Consider the following 20,448-nt stretch of genomic DNA (forward strand, 5'->3'; position numbering starts at 1 on the left):
CAATCTCGAGAGAAGCGAATCGACTTGACTTGATGGTCATTCGATTCGCAATCGTGCTGGCTTCGTTCCTGATCCTCCCGATGTTCTTACCTCTCGCATCACAGCCATTCACGGCGGGACGAATCCTTCTGACGGTGTTCCTCATTTTGAGTCTTCTCTTTCTGACTCTTCTTGGAGGACGAGTCAATCGAAACATTCCTGGAGAGTCCGCGACAGGCATGCTGAGTCTGCTCGCTCTCACCGGAACGGGGGCTTGGGAATGGACGTTCGTCAAGCTGGTCCATCAATGGAGCGGGTTCCTATCGGTATGGATTGTCCGCCTCCCGATTCTGGCTTTGCTCTTCACATTCGGGGGAGTTCGATGGCCTGACCTGGTGACGATCGAGCTTCTATTTATCGCTCTGTTTGCGATGGTCTCAGCATGGTCCATGTCTCAGGCACTCTTTGCTGATGGCACAAGAACGGTCGACTGGACCGGTCTGAATATCGTCACTGTGATTGACATCCTTCTCGCCGGTCCAAGGCTGGGCCTCTTGTTGCTTTCTCTCATCGGATTCAGTACCCCGACTGCCGTTTCGAATGTCGCTGACTATCTCTCAGAACACTCGTTGTTCATGAGAATCAAGTCCTTCGCGTTCGGAGGAGGAGTTGGTCCGAGTATCTGGCTGAACGTCTGCATCTATCTTGGCGTGGCTGTCTGGTCGTCGTTCTCATACCGTCGACGTCTCTTTACACATATCGGAGAAACTCCGGAGTCGAGACCCGCGACTCGGGAAGAGAAGAAAGCCGAGAAGACGGATCGAACGAAACTTCCTCGCTGTTGGGACGACGCGCTTGCCTGGCAGAGTTACGCCTTCTATTCCGACGGCGATTCCAGCCTGATTGGCCGGTCAATTCTTTACACACTGGCGTTTGTGTGTGTTCTGGTTTCCATGTCGATCTCATGGCTGCAAGGTTTGGCGGTTCTCATCCTGCTCATCAGCGTCGCTTCGTTTATCAATGTGTTAAACATTCCCTCACAGTGCCTCGACAAGGAATTGAAAACACAAACGCTTCAGGCGCTCACCTTGACGCCCCACACGGGAACTGAAATTTACCAAGCGTGGCGTCGAGGAGCGATGAAAATAGCCATTCCAGATTTTGTGTACGCTGCGGCAGTAATTTTTTCGCTGTATTTCGTTCACCCCTACCTGGCTCTGGGAGCATTCACGCTTTGCACTGCAGCGATGATCAGCGGACCGTTTATGATGGTCTCACATCTCGTTCCGCTGACGAAAAAAGGAATCGGAACAAGCCTGATTGTTGTTTCGCAATTGATCACCATTCTCAGTCTGGGAACAGCGGCGAGCATTTTCTTTCATCCCGCTGCATTTCCGTTTGTTGCTCTCCCCTTGTTATGGGTCTTCAACAAATTTCTGTTTCACGTCTACCTGGAAAAGTGGTTCACCAACAAAGTCGATTCAGACTCCTGAACCTTCCGTTTCCGCAGCGGCCGAAAGCGGATCCAGTCGCACAGCACAATACTTGAACTCCGGAATTCGCCCATACGGGTCGAGGACGTCATTCGTCAGAATGTTTGCGGAAGCTTCGCGGAAGTGAAACGGAATAAAGATCGTTCCTTCTTCAACGCTGGCCTGTGCACGAGCTTGCAGAACAATCTCACCCCGCCGGGACGACACACGCACCTGTTCTCCGTCTTGAAGCCCATGACGCTTCATGTCTTCAGGATGAATCACAGCGAATGCCTCCGGTTCGATCGTGTCCAGCGGAAGGCTGCGTCGGGTCATACTCCCCGTGTGCCAGTGCTGCAATACTCGACCGGTCGTCAACACGAGTGGGTATTCTTCGTCGGGAAGCTCTTTCGCTGGCTCGTAGCCGCAGGCAACAAATCGCCCACGACTGCTGTTTGTTGGAAATCCATCTCCAAAAAGAATCTGTGTTCCGTCTTCGTGCTCCGGATCAGGACACGGCCACAACTTGCCACTTTCCGACAGATTATCGTGACGCAGAGTTTTGTAACTTTCCGTTAAGCTGGCAAACTCCGCAAACACCTCTGAGACATCCTGATAATCCATCGGCAACCCCATGCGACGGGAGAGTTCGCAAATGATCTTCCAATCCTGTAGTGATTGGCCGGGAGGATCGAGCACTTGAATCCCGAGCTGAACACGTCGATCGGTGTTTGTATAAGTCCCTGTTTTCTCGAAGAAGCTGCTCGCGGGGAAGATAACGTCTGCAAACTCGGCTGTTTCCGTGAGGAAAATGTCCTGCACAGCGAGAAAGTCGAGATTCGCAAGCGCCCGTCGAACCTTATTGGCGTTCGGATCCGATAAGAAGGGATTCTCCCCAAGGATGTACATCCCTCGAATCGTCCCGTCGAGCGCCCCTTTCATAATTTCAACGACCGTCAGTCCCGGTTCCGGATCGAGTGGAACACCCCATGCTTTCTCAAACTTGCCCTTAATTGCAGGATCAGAAAGTGACTGATAGTCCGGATAGACAATGGGAATCAGACCAGCATCGCTCGCTCCTTGAACGTTGTTTTGACCACGAAGTGGATGCAGCCCCGATCCCGGTTTCCCGATGTTCCCTGTCATCAAGCACAACGAAATCAGACATCTTGCGTTGTCAGTCCCGTGTGTGTGCTGAGAGATTCCCATTCCCCAGAACACAAGCATGCTTCCACCGCCACCGGGTGGAGTCGCTTTTCCGATCGTTTGAGCGATGGCTCGGATCTCGTCCGGAGCGATGCCACAGACTTTTGAAGCTTCCTCCGGTGAATATCTCTCCAGCACAAGCTCTTTAAGTGATTCAAAATCTTCAGTGTGCTCCGCGATGTAATCTTCGTCGATCCATCCTTCTCGAATCAGAACATGCATCACGCCGTTATAAAACGCAACATCACTTCCCGGTCGAATCTGAGCGAAATGATCGGCATACTGGGCGAGTTCAAACTTTCGAACATCGACGATAATTAACTTCGTCCCGTTCTTAACAGCCTCCTTAATGAACGTAGCTGCGACAGGATGATTGGCAGTAGTATTCGAACCGGTCACGAGGCAGACATCTGCATTCTGGACGTCCGCAAAAACGTTTGTCACAGCCCCGGAGCCAATCGTTTCCATCAGTGCTGCCACCGATGAAGAATGACAAAGCCGCGTACAGTGGTCGACGTTATTCGTCTGAAAGCCTGCCCGAATCAACTTTTGAAACAGATACGCCTCTTCATTAGAACACTTCGCAGAACCGAATCCCGCCAGCGCGTTTCGTCCGAATTCATCTTTGATCGAAAGCAACCGGGAAGCGACGAGATCAAGAGCTTCCTCCCAGGTCGCTTCTCGAAAGGCATCGTAAACGTGTTCATCGAGAATAATTCCGCCGGGCTTGCGTCGCTTACCAGACACCGAAGATTGAACATCCGTGGAGAGCCCCTGCTTCGGATAATAATCCTCTCGCCGAATCAACGGAGTTGTTAATCGATCGGCATGATGCGTGTAATCCCATCCATAACGCCCCTTCACACATAACCGACCGTGATTAACCGGACTTTCTCGGCCGTCAGCTTTGACGATTTGATTTTCCTGTTTCTGATAGGTAATCGCACACCCGACGCCGCAATACGGACAAACACTGTCAACACTGGTGATTGGAAGCTCGACATCCAACGATGACTTCTTGTTGACCTTGTGCAAGAGTGCATCCGTCGGACAAACGGAAGCGCATTCTCCACAGGAAACGCAGGTGCTCTCGCCCATGGGATTGTTCAGATCGAACGAAATCTGGGCTGTGAATCCTTTTCCTGTTCTTCCGATCACATCATTCGACTGAATATCATCACAAGCTCGGATGCAGCGATCGCATAAAATACATGCCTGATGGTCCACAAAGATGACTGGCGAACTCTTGTCGACTGCACGCCGCTCGATGCCTTGATCGGACGCGTGACTTTTCTCCTCTTCTGATTTCAATGCGCGCAATCGCTGCAAATTGGAATCACAAACATCCCCGCGATCGTCGATCAGGTTGTACTCTTTCCCGAGATCTGTCAGGAGGTTCTGCTTCGGAAACGTCTGATCATCCGGAGTTTCCGATGTGGGATACTCACTCAACAAAAGCGACGTCAGCATCTTTCGATGCTTTAAAACGCGTGGACTGGCGGTCTCAACTTCGAGTCCTTCGCTGCATTCGCGCATACACGACGGAGCGAGCGTCCGAGCATTCGTATCGACCACACACATTCGACAGACACCGACCGGGTCCATTCGGTCCGAATGACACAGAACCGGAATCTCAATCCCGTTCTCGCGGGCTGCCTCCCAAATCGTTGTCCCGGGCGGCACCGCGACGTCGATCCCATCAATCGAAAGATGGACTGCCTCTGTCACGTTTGATTCAGATGACATCGTTCGGAATCTCCTCCGGGAAGTTTTTCAGCATCGACAGCACCGGGGCCAGTGCCACCTGTCCGAGACCGCAGATCGATGTCTCCTGAAGCGTCTCATGGAGTTCCCCAAGAAACTCGACATCCTCCTCGCGCAGCCCTCCGGACTCAAGCAGCGTGACAGCCTGATGAGATCCAATCCGGCAAGGCACACACTTCCCACACGACTCGTTTCGAAAGAACTGAGTCAAATTGGTCGCGAGAGAATAAAGATCTCGACCTTCGTGAAAGACCATCAGAGCACCCGTTCCCAGCATGCTTCCAGCTTTGCGGACGGCGTCGAAATCAATCGGTGTGTCAAGTTTGTCGGGACCGAGAAACAGGGAACTCGCTCCGCCGGGGAGAAACGCCTTCACTCGCTTGTCGTCCGAGACTCCGCCCGCCATTTCAATGACTTCGGAGAAGGTCGTTCCCATCGGGACTTCGAAAACTCCGGGTGAACGAACATCCCCCGAAACACACATAAACTTCAGTCCGGAGAACCCATGAATTCCCTGCTCCTCCCACCACTCTGGACCATTGTGAACGATCGACGGAACAAGTGCGAAGGTTTCTACATTGTTAATGAGGGTCGGCTTACCCCAAAGACCATGCTGTCCGGGATAAGGCGGTTTGTTTCTCGGTTCACCGCGTTTGTCTTCCAGAGCTTCCAGCAATGCCGTTTCTTCTCCAAGAATATATCCCCCAGGTGAAACGAAGATTTCGAGATCAAAGCGTTGACCGGGACCTCGTGCTGATTCTCCCAGGATTCCAGACTCATAGGCTTTCTGAATGGCGGACCGCAAAATTCTGGTTTCCGGACCATACTCGTGGCGAACATACACAATCCCGGATTCGGCTCCGATCGTCATTGCAGCCAGCAGCATTCCTTCAATGACCAGATGCGGAACCCTGTGCAGAATCTCACGATCCTTGAAGGTGCCGGGCTCGCTTTCGTCCGCGTTGCAGATGACATACTTCTCGGGCTCCGCTTCCTTCGAAACGATTTCCCACTTCAAACCGGTTGGAAATCCAGCGCCTCCGCGACCGGTCAGGTTGGTTCCCTTCAACGCATTGACACACGTCTCCGTCGAATCAGAATCCGAAGCTCGAAGCCCTTTCGCGACGGAATAGAACTCGTCCGCCGACGAATAAGGATCACACTTCCAACTGGTCTTGCTTTGCTGAGGAGGAAGACTTTCGTCAGTCGTCGAATGCTCTTGATCAGTGATGAACTGCTGCAAAGCTTGCTCGGACGAATGAAGCGTCAGCGGCGCAGCTGGGAAATCATTGACTGAGAAAGACGGCGCGGAATCACAGCGCCCCTGACAGGAGACCTCGCGAAGCTCGAAGTCCTGTCCCGACTTCTGAAGAACGTTTTCAAGTGAACGAGCGTCAGTCTGACACCCGGCAGCCTGACAGCAAACGTCGCGGCAAACATCGATCACCTTCTTCGCAGGGGGAGTCCGACGAAACGCCGTATAGAACGAGACAAGTTCTTCGAGTCGGAAGAGGGGGACCCGTTTTTCCTCAGAGATTTCTCGCAGTACACCATCGCTGAGATACCCATGTTGGTGCTGCCGATCAAGGAGTTCTCTTAGAAGTTGCACTCAGTTGTTCCCGATACAGAAAAGGTGATTCAGACCTCGGATGTAAATCCTTCCATCTGAAAGTGCTGGAGATGCGCGACACTCTTCGTTCAGTTCGTTCTCCGCAACGACGACTAATTCATCCGCCGGGCGAACGACGGTTGTCTTCCCGTCGTCGTCCAGAAAATAAACATACTCGTCCGTTGCAGTCAGTGACGTACTGAAATGCCGCCCGAAACGACCACGCCAGAGTCTCTCCCCACTCGCAGCATCAAAACAATTGGCGATGCCATGGTCATCTGCCACAAACAAATAGTCTTCGACTCGAATTGGAGAAGGAACGTAACACTTCGCACTTGTTTCGTGCCACAGGACATGTGAATCGGTCACGTCGCCAGTGCCCAGCGGATCAACCGCCATCACATGATAGGTCGGGAAACCGGCCGAGAGAAAAACGTAGCGATCGTCCGCCACCATCGATGCAACGAACTGTTCGGTGGGTCCGTCAACGCGCCACAATTCCTCTCCGGTCGCCGGATCGTAACTGGTCACGCAATGGCTTCCCGACATGATGAGTTGTTCACGACCTCCGAATTCGCGAACGATCGGAGTGACATAGCTTCGCGTCTGATTCGGACGAGGGATTTTCCAGCGGATCTCACCACTCGCCCGATCGAGTGCTGCCAGATAAGACTCCCCATCGTGATCTCCGTTGATGATCACGGTCTCTTTGTAAATCACCGGGCAACTGCAAAATCCATGGACGCTGGCGAACTCGCCGACGGACGTCTCCCAAACTTTCTCCCCTTGGAAGTCATATGCAACAACGATCACTGAACCCGCTGTCACCTCTCGTGGTTTTCCGACATTGCGAGCTTCGACGGTCTCACCCGTGATCTTCAGAAACGCGACGAAGACGTTCTCCCCATCAGTCGCAGGGGTGGCCGAAGCATAAGAATTGAATTTGTGTCGAGACTCAAGCGGAGATGTCAGAACGGTTTTCTGCCAGAGAATCTCGCCGCTCTTCTTGTCGACCGACAACAGCGCCCGTTCTTGCGACTCTTCCAAACATGTCGTCAGAAATAGATGGTATTCCCAGACAATGGGCGATGAGTAACCTCTTCCCGGAATCGGCGTTTTCCAGAGGATGTTTTCGGAAGACTCCGGAGAGTCATTCCATGTGACAGGAAGTTCCGCCTCACGACTGATTCCATCGCCGGAGGGGCCTCTCCACATTGGCCAGTTCTCCGCCCGAGCGATGCACGGAACGACGCTCAGTGCCACAACCAGTTGGAACAATCGAGAGAACGTCAATGTCACTTAAGAACCTCCTCTGACCGTTGGATCAGACAATCAATGATATGCCCCAAATGCATCCGCAAACACTTGCGGCAAGCAGCAGAACCGCCGCTCCACATCCGGCATTGCCTTTCGGAACGAAGCTTGGGTCTTCTTTTTTCAACTGTTCCGTCAATTGCTCGATGAACTCTTTCGCATCCTTCAGCCCTGCTCCGGAATAGTCGCGATAGATTTTGATCGCCTGTAGCTTGCGCCCCTTGCGGATCTCTTCGAGCACCGCTTGTCGTTGGGCGTCGTCCGAGTCAGTGTTAGACGAGTCCGCCTCTGCAGATTGAAGAATCTCTTCCGCACTCATCCCGGATTCAAACTTTCGCTGCATCTCTTCAACGGCCAGCTTGGCCTGAGCAAGATTGCTGCCGGTCCATTCGCGATAAAGCTTGATCGCTTCAATGTGATTGCCGCTTCGAAGAGTCTCTAACAACGTTTCGAGTTGGTTGGAGTCGAGATGGGGCATTATTGTCGGATTCGGTTTTGGCGGATTGTATTCATGAGTTGCCACGAACTGGCAAACAGAAGCATAACAAAAAACTGATCCGAATCGTCCGCAAGGTCACTGAAAAGATATCGGCCCCTGCATCGAGACGACGTCAATCGTCAATCGGCTCGGGCAGTTCCGGTGACGGTGGAGTTGTGTCGGTCGATGTGCTCTCTTCGCCAGTGGCTTCTTCAGTCGATTCAGATGTCTCTGCTTCGGAATCGGACGGAGTTGAACTCTCGGAAGGTTGTTCAACTGGCTCACTTTCAGAATCTGGCTCATCAGGAGTTTGAGGAGCGGGGGTTTCCGGCGCAGTCTCCTGGCTGTCTGATTCTTCTGCGGCTGAGTTCTCATCCGCTGGATCTTCGTCGGAGAACATCCCCTCCCATACCGGAATTTCATCACTCGGCGGGCGAAGACCATAGTCCTCACCTGTCAGCACAGCCAGCATGATCACAACAAGGCTGCGGAGAGAATATTCAGGATGGACTTCCAGAATCTGCTTGAGATCTTCCGTCGCCTCATCCACGAGTCCGGAATCGAGTTCCGCCTGAGCTTTTTGGAGCATGAGTGCGGACCAGCGTTCGGGAAACTCAACCAGTGCAGCCATCGCAAGTCGTGTTGACAATGCTGGCCAGATATCGAGGAAACCGCTCGGATTGGATGCCAGTGGAGGAATGGTCAGCAACCCGCGAACCGACGATTGATTGAGGCTGTCTGCCTGAGCGCTCCACATTTCGATTGCACGAATCGGATTGAGAGCAGCGAGATTGGCGAAACCGTTCATCTCTCGCCATCGGGCAATGATCGGGTTTTCCTTTTGCGGAATCTGTTGAATCGTTGGCTCAAGCTGTTCGAGTTGTTCCCATGCTTCAAATGTTCTTCCGACACGAAGAAGTAAGCTGGCGTAATTGATCTGCAGTGTTGGATCGCGAGCCATTAAGGTCCGATCTTCCTCGAGAATCTGAATCGCCAATGATGGGCAATTTCCATTGAGTGCGATTTGCGCCATCTCAAGAATCGTGGCATCGTTCCCGCGTGCTGTCTCCACTTCTTCCGTCACTTCTGCGACTCGCCCATCCAACTCATCCAGAGCGAGATTCCCCTGTTTGATCTGTTCAGGATCATCGGTCTGAGCAGCCGCGATCGATCGCCCCGTTTTTCGAGTAAACCGCTGGGCCACTTGAGAAGCTGTGTCGAGATCTCCCACGGCCGTCAGTTGGGAAAATAAACTCAACAGATCCTCCGGTGCATCACCACTTGCAGTGGCAGCATTGAAGGCAGCAAACAGCGCAAGCTGTCTTCGCATCGGCAGTGCCTGAACGTTTCCAGTCGCCTGCATCAGTTGTTGTTCGACATCACTCATCAACAGTTCGGAATCGCGAATCAACCGATATCCAAGCGCACTGTTGGGAGACTCCTGAATTCCTTGAGCGGCAGATTGCAGGCTCAATTCTCCCAATGCTCCGATCACACGCACGTCGACAGCCTGACGAAGCGTACTCGCCAGCACGAAGTAGTGCCGAGCAAGTTGAATCGCATTGGGTTGAACATTCATCTTCTGAATCAACCAGCGATCGTAATCCGAAGGAGGCGATGGCCAGGTCGGGTATCGCTCCTGCAACTTTGCAACTGTTGTTTGATTCTCCTGAAACGCAGCTGAGAAGAAATTGGTCCGATTGTGTTCTTCCACATGTTCAATCAACATCGCATCGTCGCGATCCGCACGACTGAAGACCGCACCGGCCGCACCGAGTCCGGTCATGATCCAGCGTTGGTTGACAAACATCTGTGCGAAGACCTGATAGGCCGGAGCATTTCCCCAGAGCCGAAGATTGACGGAATCAATCTTCCACTTGGTGAATTCCTCGGACCATTCAACATCGGACTCCTGCCCCGCTTCCGCTCCTGCTGTGGAGGGGAACAGGCTGTCTCGAATCTCCCGATGAAGCCGGGCGTAGTTTTGTTCTGCATTGACGAAGAGTGCGTGACGACTGTCGATGAACGGCTTGCCACCCAGCCAGATCATCAAGTCGCCCTGATCCGCTCGCACGTTGAAGACTCGATCTTCGAACACACCAGGAAGCAATCTCTCGCGAGTGCTTTCGATTCGATTGGCGACTCGCGGATCGATTCCGATTCCGATTCGACGCGCGTTCACTCCGAGAAGCCCCCCGTTGATGGCTCCATAAGCGAGTGCGAAAAAGCACAGCACAGTGACTGCTCGGCCAGCCCGCGAAGCAAAGACTGGCCAGGCTGCGACTCGATATTCCATCTTGGAAACGTTTCGGTACCAGTCCTGTCCTTGAAGCGAAGCAACAACGCAATTGACAATTGCCGCGTACGGAACGATTGGCCCCAGAAACGCGGACAGCCCGTTCACTCCCAGCCATCCAGCAATCCAGCCCCAGTGCATTCGCCCTGCATTCAGGAAGACTGGAATAAACGAAAGGACAAGCAATGCACTCTGAGCAATCAAAAACGGATCGACCGATTGCCAGAAATTCGGATCTTTCATCCCGAATGCATATCGCGGGAACAAAGACTCTGACACTCCCTGGGTCTGAGTTTCCAACATGTAGGCCACGGCATTCTGGAATCCGAACGCTGGCTGAATGGGCCATGGGCTCACCAGAACGCCCAGTGCAATGCTTGCAATCCCGGCAAGTAATGTTTTTCGGCCAACTCCTCCGGAAGGCAAACTGGCCAGAATGAAGAGTGCGACGAAAACCATCCCGACCCACGCGCGCGGATCAGCATTCGCCCAGAGAACCATCACGACAGGCAACAACCAGATCCGTGAAGAATCGGGCCGGGCGGTGCTTGCATTCAGCAAGCTCAGAACGATGGATAGCCCCAGCACGGTCGTCGCCATCGCACCCGGTTGCATCACCGGGAAGACAGCAATCAACGCAATCGCTGCGCACACCGAACTCCACCATGTCGTCACACCCGGGAGCGTAATCCGGGAGAGAACCCAGAACGCAATCCCTAACTTAATCGCAGTGACCACAGTCAAGGCTGTGAATCCGCCCATTCCATAAACGACTCCGATTGCCAAATCCGAAAGCCATCCGAGATTGACCCACGTTGTTTCAGCAGTTGGAATTGCGAACGGATCAAGCCGTGGCGGAAGAAAACCATTCTCGAGCATGTACAGGCCAGCTTTGACCTGAACCAGCACAGCCGTTTCCGTCAGATAGTTCCATCCGAAGAGAACAGCCAACAGGATGACCGCCCAGCGAAGCATGAAATCTCCGCGCCGGCATTCATCTTCAAAGTATTCCGGAGTCAACTCTTCCCAATCCGGAAGCGGTTCCGGGTCGGGATTGACTGCCTCGACACCAGGAGTTTGGGCCGCTTCGGACGAAGAAACCTCCTGATTGACCTCGTGCTCCGCTCCGGAATTGGTAGATTCCTGCTTCGGTGAGCCACCAGCATTTTCAACTTCGTCCGACACAGTTATGAGTCCTTCGGGCAGTTTTCGAACCGGATTTCACGTCTTCGCACAAACGACCACGAACTTTCGCCGTCAATTTGGGCACACGTGTGAAAGCACTTTGATTGAGCCAGGGAAACAATTTCCCCTCGTCAGTCACCACAATAGGACGCCATCATCGGACCGGTCAAGCGGCAGCCGGTTGTCTGTAGCGGAAGACTTCTCGCCTCAACTTCACGATCCGATTGACCGATCGAAACCGACCGTTCGAAAGATGATCCGCTCCGGCCTCCTTCTCACAACGCAATCCCCCCAAGACACTGGCAAGAAGTTTCCGAACCGAAGAACTCAACCGACGAAGGAATTGCCGCACTCGAACTGTCAGCAATTGATCACTCTCGAACACGTCCCCGGACCACCAACACGGGTGCGAAAGAAACTTCCTTGCTGACAGTCTTCAGCAATGTGCGCGTGAACGCCGTATTCACGAGAAGAATAGACTTCGAGCGTTTTCAGCAACTCCAATAAACGATTTAGTCGGAATCGGGATTGTAAACCGGACGACGAATCCCGTCGGGGCCCATCACCGAGCCGCGTCCTGTCGTCGCAGCTCCACCCCTGCCCGGCCGACCACGACTGGGAGTCTGTTCGATTTCATCAATGGCCAGCATTGGACGGACCCACGAACCATCATCGAGTTCCTCCGAAGCAGACAGAATCACCTCGTCGCCTTCGTTAAAACGAGCACTTACGAAAACATGCGTCTGCCCCACCTGTCCCAGCAACTGCACGGGAAGTGACCGCACAAATCCATCGCGAATCACCTGAATCATCCGCTCCGAATCGCTTGATCCGACATCGGTTCGAATAGCTGTAATCGGAATTTCCGCAACCGGGTGCCGAGGAATCATCTCCGAGATGACCGCCTGACCGCTTTGCAAGTCTCCATCCGAAGCATCCAGGAGCAATCTTGCCGTCGCTACGGAAACGAAGAGTTCACGCAGGGGATCGAACTCAGGAAGCGGCTCGAGGATTGCATCGACCTTGGCGTCAACCTGTTTGTCTTCGACTTGAACAGGAATCGTGGTCCCAGCTTCAACCTTGCCGCGCTCAATCGGAATTTCGACGAACAATTCGTTCGGGTCAACAAGAACCAGCAACAGATCACCAGCTTTCACCATCTGTCCTTCGGCAACAAGCCGTTGCGAGACAACCCCATCCATGGCAGCGTGAACGACGGTCGAATTGCTCCGAAACTCGGCGAGATCGAGCTTCTTTCTGGCGACATCGAGACGGGCTGCCGCAATTTTCTTCTGGTTATCGGTCGCCAGACTTTCTTCAATCTTCGCAAGCTCATGTTCCGATTGAGCAATCTTCAATTCATACTGTCGTTGCTGAGAATCAAAACGAATGACCTCCGCCTGTGCACGCACAGAATCGGCTGCCTTGAAATAGACCTTCTCGACGACTCCGTCCATGGGAGCCACAATTCGCAAAGTTCGCGACGGTTCGAGTCGAAGTGGAACGCGAAAGTCCGTCGGCGGTTTCAGCGACACAGCGACTCGTTCGATCTCGATTCCTTCCAGTTCTTCATCGCCTCGCTGCGCCAGAATTGGAGAGGAAAGGCTGACAAATAAGAACGCAGATGCCCAAACTAGGCGGACGGAACGCGACATGTTACTCTCAATTTTCCAACAGAAACTGGTCGGCAGTCAAAACTGGATTATCTGTCGTGTTCCGGGCCCCGGTCAACGGTGTCTGTAAAGAGTATGTGAAGAGCGCCAAAAAGACGCCAAAATTCTCTCAATTTGCTCGCGCCGACAACAGGGATCGATTGAATACATGAGCCGCTACCACTTGCTTCCCATTCTCGTCCTCTGCGTCGCATCGAATCTGTCTGCCGGGGAGCGATATTTCGGAACCGTTTCCGCACAGAAGAGAAACGGCACCTCTGAGCAAGTGAAGACATTTTCGGTGGACTTCGCTCCATCGTCGAATGAACCCGGCGACTTACTCTTCGCTGTCCAGGAGTCTCCTTCGCGAATCCCGGCATTCCAACGCATTGGAGTCATTCGAGGTGACGGCTCGTGGTTGAAATCGAACGGCCCCACCATTGGACATCGCCATCTCGACCGAATTTCCCGTCTCTTCATCGGCATCCCGTATTTCCCGCTCGACAAAACGGCTCCGATCGAAATCAATCATCAGTGGGAAAACGATCACGGCGAGTTCCGAGTTCTCGACGAAGTCACCGTTCACGATCATCCCTGTTGGGTCATTGAAGCAACCACCGGAATTGCGCGGCGTCACCAGTTCATCGTGAGAAAATCCGACGGGCTGGTCGAAGAAGCAAATCAGACCGCCTTTCTTGGCCAGGGGGACCGCTTTCGAATCGACATCAAAAGAGACGCTTCACCCGACGAGAAAACCGCACTTCAAGAACCACTCACGCAATTGTCCGAGATCGTCTCACAGATGCGATCAGCGACCGGCTCTCTTCAGCAGATCGATGATGTTTCAAGAATGACGATGCCTCAGCTTCAACAGATCGTCCCGTTCTCAGACTCAATGAAGCTCGCGGCAGCCAAAACTCCGTTTGAAGAAATCGCCGACGAAATCTCCAATGAGATTCATTCTGTTCAGGTCCGCAGGGAACACTCTGAACGTCTGGCCGAAACGATGCTGGGAAAGACACCCGGGCCGTTTACTCTCCTTCGACTTGACGGAACAAAAATTCCATCCGATTCGTTTGAGGGAGAGATCACGGTCTTGCACTTCTGGAACTATGCATCGACAGAAATCGAACAACCGTATGGACAGGTTTCCTATCTCGATTTCGCTGCACGACGATTCGCAGAACAGAACGTGAACGTCTATGGAGTAGCCATCAACCCCGAACTCGAAGACCCCACCACACGTAAAGGTGCTCTTCGCAAAATTCGCAAATTTCAATCGTTTCTAAAATTCGAATACGAAGTCACCACCGACGCGGGGGCAGCACTCAACAGCCTGGGGAACCCGACACGTTTTGGAGAATCACTTCCGCTCTGGGTAGTCCTCGACCCCACGGGCAAAGTGGCCCACTATCTCACCGGTTTCGACGAGGTCGATCCTGCCATCGGCCTCAAACAACTGACTGAGGTCCTCCAGACACTCGTTGATGAATCTCGCGAGAAGTGAATCGAATTCGCCAAAATTGAGCGACTCCGAGAACACAAAGAGACCCCAAACACCCCATCTTTCGCAACCCGCAGCTTCATCGGTACGGGTTAGGGAAACTGCCAAACTTCAACTTGTCATCCCCAGCCATAATGTTGAAAGATGACAGACGTCAGCAGTCGATAATCCAATTAAACGATGTACTGACAGACCCTTTGAGGGTTTGCCTCGTTTGCGTTTGAAATCGATCCTGATCGATGAGTGCCGCGAAAATCGGCGTCAGACAAGGACGAAGCAATCTCGTTCACAGCGAGAGCATGAGTGAACCGCAACGACAAGGAGGAGCGGAATGAAAACTCTCTATCTCCCGGTATTCTGGTGCGGATTCTCTCTCTCCGTTTCCGCTCTCTACTTGAGCAGCGAAAAACTGTCACTCGGGCAGGATGGAACACGTCCTCCAGTGTTGATGCAGATCGATCCATCGATCCAACTGCAACAGCCTTCCGTACCGCCTCCAACTTCTGACGACACCCTGAAACCGATTCCGTCACTTCCACCGGCCAACACTGAAGATCTCCAGTGGCAACAAAAAGTGGATTCCTTCATTTCGGCCGCCCAAGAAGCCCTCAACTGACCGAATCGTCCTTGATGATCACCAACTCGCGGTCGTCGAGTGCAGACAGACAATCTGGAAGATCGAAGTGCTGCAAGACGTTCGGAAGGATCTGAGCGAGTGGCAGGTCATAGTGCTCCTCTTCTGCAATGGAGCTGTAACTCTCAATTAAATTCTTCAGCGTCACTTTCTTGATCGACGGATTAAGAACCGCCGCGAACAGAACGGGCAATGCACCCCATCCATTCCCGACGAGGTGGACGTCTTCGTGACCGAAGGAATTCAGCCAGTCCACGACTCGCAATACATCCAGTGTTTTCTGCCCGAGATAGGGTCGATCCAGCATCAAGCTGTGAATCGCATAGAAGTAGTCACTCCCATAATTTGAGTGGAACGAATTCGGGCCACACGTATCGGGCATCGACTCACCAATGCCCCGCACATCACACGTATAAAACGAGTCCTCGGGAGACTTCTCGATCAATTCTCGAATGAGCGGCTCGGTCCGCAATTCGGCATCGCTGGAAAGGTGTGAGACGTAAAGAACCGCGGTGTCATTCGACTTCGGCGGACGCGAATACCAGCGACTGTCGGACAGTCGATAGACAATCGCACTCACTCCCGGTTCCGTGTTCACCGAATAAGCAGTCGCGTGCGGCAAGGGGTATCCTCGCGATCCCAGATTTCGATAGATCTGATAATCAGGGACTTCCTTTTCAGGAAGCGGAAGCCGCAAGACAGCGCGAACACGTTCAGCCAGTTCCTTCTGCTTGAGCTTCGGACGCGACGCTTTCAATTGCTCTGACCGTTCGCGTGTGAAGTCCGCGATCGTCTTCGCTCCATCAAGAAGCGAAGCCTGACCACGCGGTGTACACCACAAGTCTTCATCCTTCTCGATGATTAATTCAGGTTCCTGTTCAACATCGCCGAGACCGCAAGCTTTCGAAAACGACTGGTACATGGTCAATCGATTTTCTTCTGAGAAACCATGCTCCGTCGGTCCAACAAACAAACGGATATTCTCACCAGCTCCCAGCTGTGAATAGATTTTCTTGAGCCGCTCCGCAGCTGCTTCCGCTCCACGCACATCAAAGTAGTCACGTTCCTTGGCCAGAATCGTGACCGGTTTCGGAGCCATCGCAACCAGAAAGTCTTCGTGATCCAAACCCAATGCCAACGCTTTGGGCGGACACTGTTCGGTATCAGCCGGAAGTTCATTCTCGAGATTGTTGAGGAAGCTTGTGACGAAACAACTCGGCGCAGCCATCGTCCAACGGCTCTCAACACCGCATAACCACGTGGTCATCGTTCCGCCTCCAGAATTCCCGGTCACGCCGACTCGTTCTGAATCGATTTCCTCTCGTGAAAGAAGATAGTCCAGCGCGCGAATTCCATCCCATGCTCTCCACGATCCCAGGAATTCCCCTACCAGAAACTGTTGATTTCCCGCGTGAAGATGTTGTCCGACCCCCAGCCGAACAGACGACTTCAAACTCTCGTCGACATACTGCGAACGTTCACCTTGCCCGATCGGATCATAGATCAGGCAGGCGATTCCCAACCTGGCCAGACCTTGCGAAAAACTCTGGTACGCCTCAGCTGCTTTGCCATTCGACGAATGACCACACGTCCCGACAACTCCCGGAATCTTGCCGGTCACATTCGTGGGAAGATAAAGATTCGCCGTCACCGGAAAATTCGGTCGGCTCTCAAAGATGATCTTTTCAACTCGATATCCATCTCGCTCCAACACCCCAGTGACCTGAGCATTGAGTGGCGTTCGTTCTGGTTCGGGACCAAACGACTCTCTGATCTTCGCTCGCACCGATTCAACATAACGCTGGGCATCCTCCGGCGACTTGATCGCTTCCTTGAGACGACGGTTGCGATGCGTCACCTGTCGCACTTGATCAACGAAAAAGTTGTGAACCATCCGCGGATAACGATTCAACGCGGGCCGCTTCTCATCCTCTCCGAATGCGACACGCCCGACGGCGCCGGGAAGAATTCCGGAACTGAACAACCAGCTGGTTGTTGGAAGAAAAAGAGTCTGGGCGAATCGACGGCGGGAGAATTTCATCTTTTCACTTTCAATTCGAATGAAAGGCGGGACCCGAATCATCTCATCTCCTCACGCTGACTGCAATCGACGATCCAACTCACTCGCTGAGAGTTCATCGAGCGAGTAAAGTGTTTCTCGTCATTCTCCATTCTGAAAGAAATCGACTCATGAAAACATCACTCTTGCTCACAGCTATGTTGCTCTCAGTCTGTGGTGCCGCACACGCTGATGATTCGCAATATGTCCTCGGTGAAGATTCACAGCGACACGATGATGTCCCGCCAGGTGAAGTGACCGAGCACGTCTGGAAAAGCGAAATATTCCCGGGAACCATCCGGCGTTATTGGACGTATGTGCCGTCACAATACAATCCCGACGTTCCCACTGCAGTCATGGTCTTTCAGGATGGACACGCTTACGTTGATGAAGAAGGTCAGTTCCGTGCTCCCGTTGTTTTGGACAACCTGATCCACAAGGGAGAAATCCCTGTCATGATCGGGATCTTTATCGATCCAGGTCACCATAAAGAGGAACTTCCCGAAAAGGCCGGTTGGCGGCCTCGACCTGAGAATCGAAGCTTCGAATACGATACGCTCTCCGATCAGTATGCACGGTTTCTTCTCGAAGAAATCTTGCCCGAGGTCGGAAAGAAGTACAACCTGACCGACGACCCCGAACAACGTGCGATTTGCGGAATCAGTTCAGGGGGAATTTGTGCCTGGACAGTCGCCTGGGAACGCCCCGACGAGTTTCGAAAAGTCCTCAGCCACGTCGGAAGCTTCACGAACATCCGTGGCGGTCATGTCTATCCTGCGATCATTCGAAAAACAGAACCGAAGTCGATTCGAGTCTTTCTTCAGGATGGCTCCGGAGATCTCGATAACGCTCACGGAAACTGGCCTCTTGCGAATCAACAAATGGCTGCTTCGCTCCGCTTCGCAAAGTACGACTATAAGTTCGAATACGGAGCCGGGGGGCACAACGGAATCCACGGAGGAGCGATTCTTCCCGATTCACTCCAATGGTTGTGGCGAACGGAATAACACAGTCGCCACTCTCCATAAGTCCCCTTAAGTGGCGGTCGAACGAAGCCTCAGCCACGAGGGCGGATCAGCCGAAAGGCAATCGACATTGGACGCTCGCGATAGCTTCGAATCTGCTCCGGACTGGAACACTTATCGATCCAGTCTTCCGGGATTCGAGGCTCTCGCATCTCGTCAACGGTAAAACCGGCTCGACGAAAACTCTGAAAATAGTCACTGACCGGACGGTGATACCAAACGAACTCTGTTTGAAAATGATTCCACGGGCGATCGTGTCTTCGCTGTTGATCGAAATAGGATTCGCCCCAGTGATAGGAAATGCGGTCCTCTACCGTCACCCGGTCCGGCCCCTGTGGGAAACAGGGATGAGAGAAAACCAGAACCGCAATTCCTCCCGGTTTGAGGACTCGAAACATCGCATTCATCGTTTGATCGAGATGAGGCGTGTCCATCAAAACATAGTTCGAAACAATCTTGTCGACGCTTTGATCTTCAACCGTCGCGAGCTGTGAGGAATCGTCGACGCGAAAGTCTCCTGCGGGCACATCACGCGATGCAATGGCAATCATCGCAGGAGACACATCGACGCCGATCATCTTCGCTTGCTTCTTCGCGAGCATCCCGACCAGATACCCGGTTCCGCATCCGACATCCAGAATCGTCAATCCTGACGTCTCTCCAAGCAATTCATGGAGAACCGGATCCGAATTTAATTGCCGGTTCTGATCCCCCGAATCCCCGACCTGAATCTTCCAGTCCGCAGCTTTGGAATCCCAACAGTCCCGGACGCGATTTAACTCCTCAGACATTCCACGCCCCGACTGCTCGAATCGTTCTTAACCGTTGGACGAAATTCCAAACCAAGCGTAATATCGTTAACTATTCGCGGAAACTCGCTGAGCTTATTGCTGACCAGTTACAACTGGTCCCGCCGCAGGCCAGTTCGCTCTTTCATCAAGAAGCATATCGAGTTCGTTCTTAAGCTCCGCGTCAAACTGTTCAAAGCCGCGATCAATTCGCTCCTGACCAATCGTTTCCCGCATTGCATTGTGCATGAGATAACTCCCCGGACCGGCGTTCATATGAATGGCATCCCGATAGACGTCTTCGATCGATTCTAGATTCGATGCCCCCTGTTGAATGTTCTGATCGAGTTCGTACAGCAACCGCATACAATGCGTCGTCCGAAATTCCACCTCAGGAAACTTCTCCTCCAGACGACTTCGGAGGTCTTCGAAATAAGCAGGCGAATGTGACATTTTGACAGGATCACTTTCGCTTAAATATTCATCATTCAAAGTCGCACTTCGTGCCCATCCAGTGTGCAAGATCCAGACAGCTTGTTGCTGCACTTCGATCCATTTCGAAATCGTATCAACGTCTTCCTGAAGAGTTGATCCGTAGTGAGGCTGAACAGAAATCACGTCGTACTCTTTCGAAGCCAGTGCATCAGGCCAGATGCGTGAGGAACCAACGCACGGTGACTCCGGATGATCATAAATGTACGGAAGGCTCTTTCCACAATCGACGTGCCAGTCGACCGATTCAGCAAGCCTTGGCGGGAGAGCATCCCAGGTGAGGGAATTGCCGATCAGATAAATCTGAAGCTGTGGTTCAAGAACCTCATTCGCTTCAATGGTAATGTTAGATTCTGGTGTATTATTAAAGCGGACTGGCGGCGTTTCGGGAGTAGCGAGTTCCCACCGATTGTTAACAACCTTGTTTTTCCCGGATTTATGGAAGCGAATCGGTGAGCGGTCAATTCTTCGAATTGTATTCCCTCGAATCGTGAACCCGGTTGTCCCTTCGTCGAGGAACATTCCATTCGACTCCGCCCGACCGGCATTCAGTGGGACATCGTGAATATTGTTCCCCTCCAGAAAGCTGTCCGGTTGTCGACCGAGAGTATAAATTCCTCCTCCGTCACTGAGCGTCTGCATGACGAACGCAATCCGGTTATTTCGAATCACATTCGCTGCGGCAGGAGTTTCGGAGTCATTCCACATCCACCCCAGAGATATTCCCGTATAAGGGCAATCGTGAATATTGTTTGCTGTGTTGAAAACAAATCACAGGTTTTGATCGTGGGCTAACGCCTCAGGGCGTAGGCGAGGACTTTGAGGGCGGCTTCGACGAACAGGGCTTTCTCGCTTCTGGCTGAGAGTGCGGCACCTGTGGTTCGCTTCAATCCGCTCATGAATGATTCCACAAGCCAGCGTCTGCCGTATCCTTTTGTTTCGAATTCTGTCCTGGTCATCTGTGAGCGGTACTCGCCATTCAGCTTACCGT

The 20,448-nt window shown here is 52.7% G+C and carries 13 protein-coding genes and 1 pseudogene; 4 read left to right on the top strand and 10 right to left on the bottom strand.

Translation table 11 applies throughout. From position 1 onward, the window contains the following. The first annotated feature begins 32 nt into the window (after positions 1-32). Positions 33-1,472 (top strand): hypothetical protein, encoded by a 1,440-nt coding sequence (locus KOR42_RS12575; RefSeq protein ID WP_146510175.1) that lies wholly within the window; start codon positions 33-35, stop codon positions 1,470-1,472. On the opposite strand, the gene fdhF is transcribed toward KOR42_RS12575, so the two are convergent. The 6 genes from fdhF to KOR42_RS12605 all read right to left on the bottom strand — a co-directional run bounded on the left by fdhF (position 1,461) and on the right by KOR42_RS12605 (position 12,958). After that, complete coding sequence (gene fdhF, locus KOR42_RS12580; protein WP_146510176.1) at positions 1,461-4,403, bottom strand: formate dehydrogenase subunit alpha; 2,943 nt, start codon at positions 4,401-4,403, stop codon at positions 1,461-1,463. The genes KOR42_RS12575 and fdhF overlap by 12 nt on opposite strands. Next, positions 4,393-6,030, bottom strand: a complete 1,638-nt coding sequence (locus KOR42_RS12585) for an NAD(P)H-dependent oxidoreductase subunit E (protein ID WP_146510177.1) — start codon at positions 6,028-6,030, stop codon at positions 4,393-4,395. Before KOR42_RS12585 ends, fdhF begins: the two co-directional genes overlap by 11 nt. Next, the gene (locus KOR42_RS12590) at positions 6,031-7,329 is read right to left on the bottom strand and encodes an outer membrane protein assembly factor BamB family protein (protein ID WP_231740900.1); all 1,299 of its coding nucleotides are present in this window, start codon (positions 7,327-7,329) and stop codon (positions 6,031-6,033) included. It abuts the gene before it with no gap. A gap of 25 nt (positions 7,330-7,354) precedes the next feature. Continuing rightward, positions 7,355-7,822 (bottom strand): ribosomal protein L7/L12, encoded by a 468-nt coding sequence (locus KOR42_RS12595; RefSeq protein WP_146510178.1) that lies wholly within the window; start codon positions 7,820-7,822, stop codon positions 7,355-7,357. Positions 7,823-7,955: 133 nt separating this feature from the next. Beyond that, a complete protein-coding gene (locus tag KOR42_RS12600; protein WP_146510179.1) occupies positions 7,956-11,303 on the bottom strand; it encodes a hypothetical protein in 3,348 nt (1,115 codons plus the stop codon). A gap of 512 nt (positions 11,304-11,815) precedes the next feature. Continuing rightward, positions 11,816-12,958: an efflux RND transporter periplasmic adaptor subunit gene (locus KOR42_RS12605; RefSeq protein ID WP_146510180.1), complete on the bottom strand. Its 1,143-nt coding sequence runs from the start codon at positions 12,956-12,958 to the stop codon at positions 11,816-11,818. A 166-nt stretch (positions 12,959-13,124) separates the two neighbouring features. On the opposite strand from KOR42_RS12605, the gene KOR42_RS12610 reads away from it, so the two are divergent. Together KOR42_RS12610 and KOR42_RS12615 are read left to right on the top strand one after the other, a co-directional pair. Beyond that, positions 13,125-14,462: a TlpA family protein disulfide reductase gene (locus KOR42_RS12610; RefSeq protein WP_146510181.1), complete on the top strand. Its 1,338-nt coding sequence runs from the start codon at positions 13,125-13,127 to the stop codon at positions 14,460-14,462. A 328-nt stretch (positions 14,463-14,790) separates the two neighbouring features. Next, positions 14,791-15,075 (top strand): hypothetical protein, encoded by a 285-nt coding sequence (locus tag KOR42_RS12615; RefSeq protein ID WP_146510182.1) that lies wholly within the window; start codon positions 14,791-14,793, stop codon positions 15,073-15,075. Here KOR42_RS12615 and KOR42_RS12620 read toward each other — a convergent pair. Continuing rightward, the gene (locus KOR42_RS12620) at positions 15,068-17,134 is read right to left on the bottom strand and encodes an alpha/beta hydrolase (protein WP_197441125.1); all 2,067 of its coding nucleotides are present in this window, start codon (positions 17,132-17,134) and stop codon (positions 15,068-15,070) included. The genes KOR42_RS12615 and KOR42_RS12620 overlap by 8 nt on opposite strands. Positions 17,135-17,283: 149 nt before the next feature. Between KOR42_RS12620 and KOR42_RS12625 the strand changes: the two genes are divergently transcribed. Beyond that, on the top strand, positions 17,284-18,159 hold the full coding sequence (locus KOR42_RS12625) for an alpha/beta hydrolase (RefSeq protein ID WP_146510183.1): 876 nt from the start codon (positions 17,284-17,286) through the stop codon (positions 18,157-18,159). A gap of 50 nt (positions 18,160-18,209) precedes the next feature. On the opposite strand, the gene KOR42_RS12630 is transcribed toward KOR42_RS12625, so the two are convergent. The 3 genes and pseudogenes from KOR42_RS12630 to KOR42_RS12640 form a co-directional block, all read right to left on the bottom strand. Next, a complete protein-coding gene (locus KOR42_RS12630) occupies positions 18,210-18,968 on the bottom strand; it encodes a class I SAM-dependent methyltransferase (RefSeq protein ID WP_146510184.1) in 759 nt (252 codons plus the stop codon). A gap of 93 nt (positions 18,969-19,061) precedes the next feature. Next, positions 19,062-20,204, bottom strand: a complete 1,143-nt coding sequence (locus KOR42_RS12635) for a right-handed parallel beta-helix repeat-containing protein (RefSeq protein ID WP_261342053.1) — start codon at positions 20,202-20,204, stop codon at positions 19,062-19,064. Between the two features lie 44 nt (positions 20,205-20,248). Then, a pseudogene (locus tag KOR42_RS12640) lies at positions 20,249-20,448 on the bottom strand (hypothetical protein); the annotation flags it as partial.

Source organism: Thalassoglobus neptunius (assembly GCF_007859735.1).
Classification (GTDB): domain Bacteria; phylum Planctomycetota; class Planctomycetia; order Planctomycetales; family Planctomycetaceae; genus Thalassoglobus; species Thalassoglobus neptunius.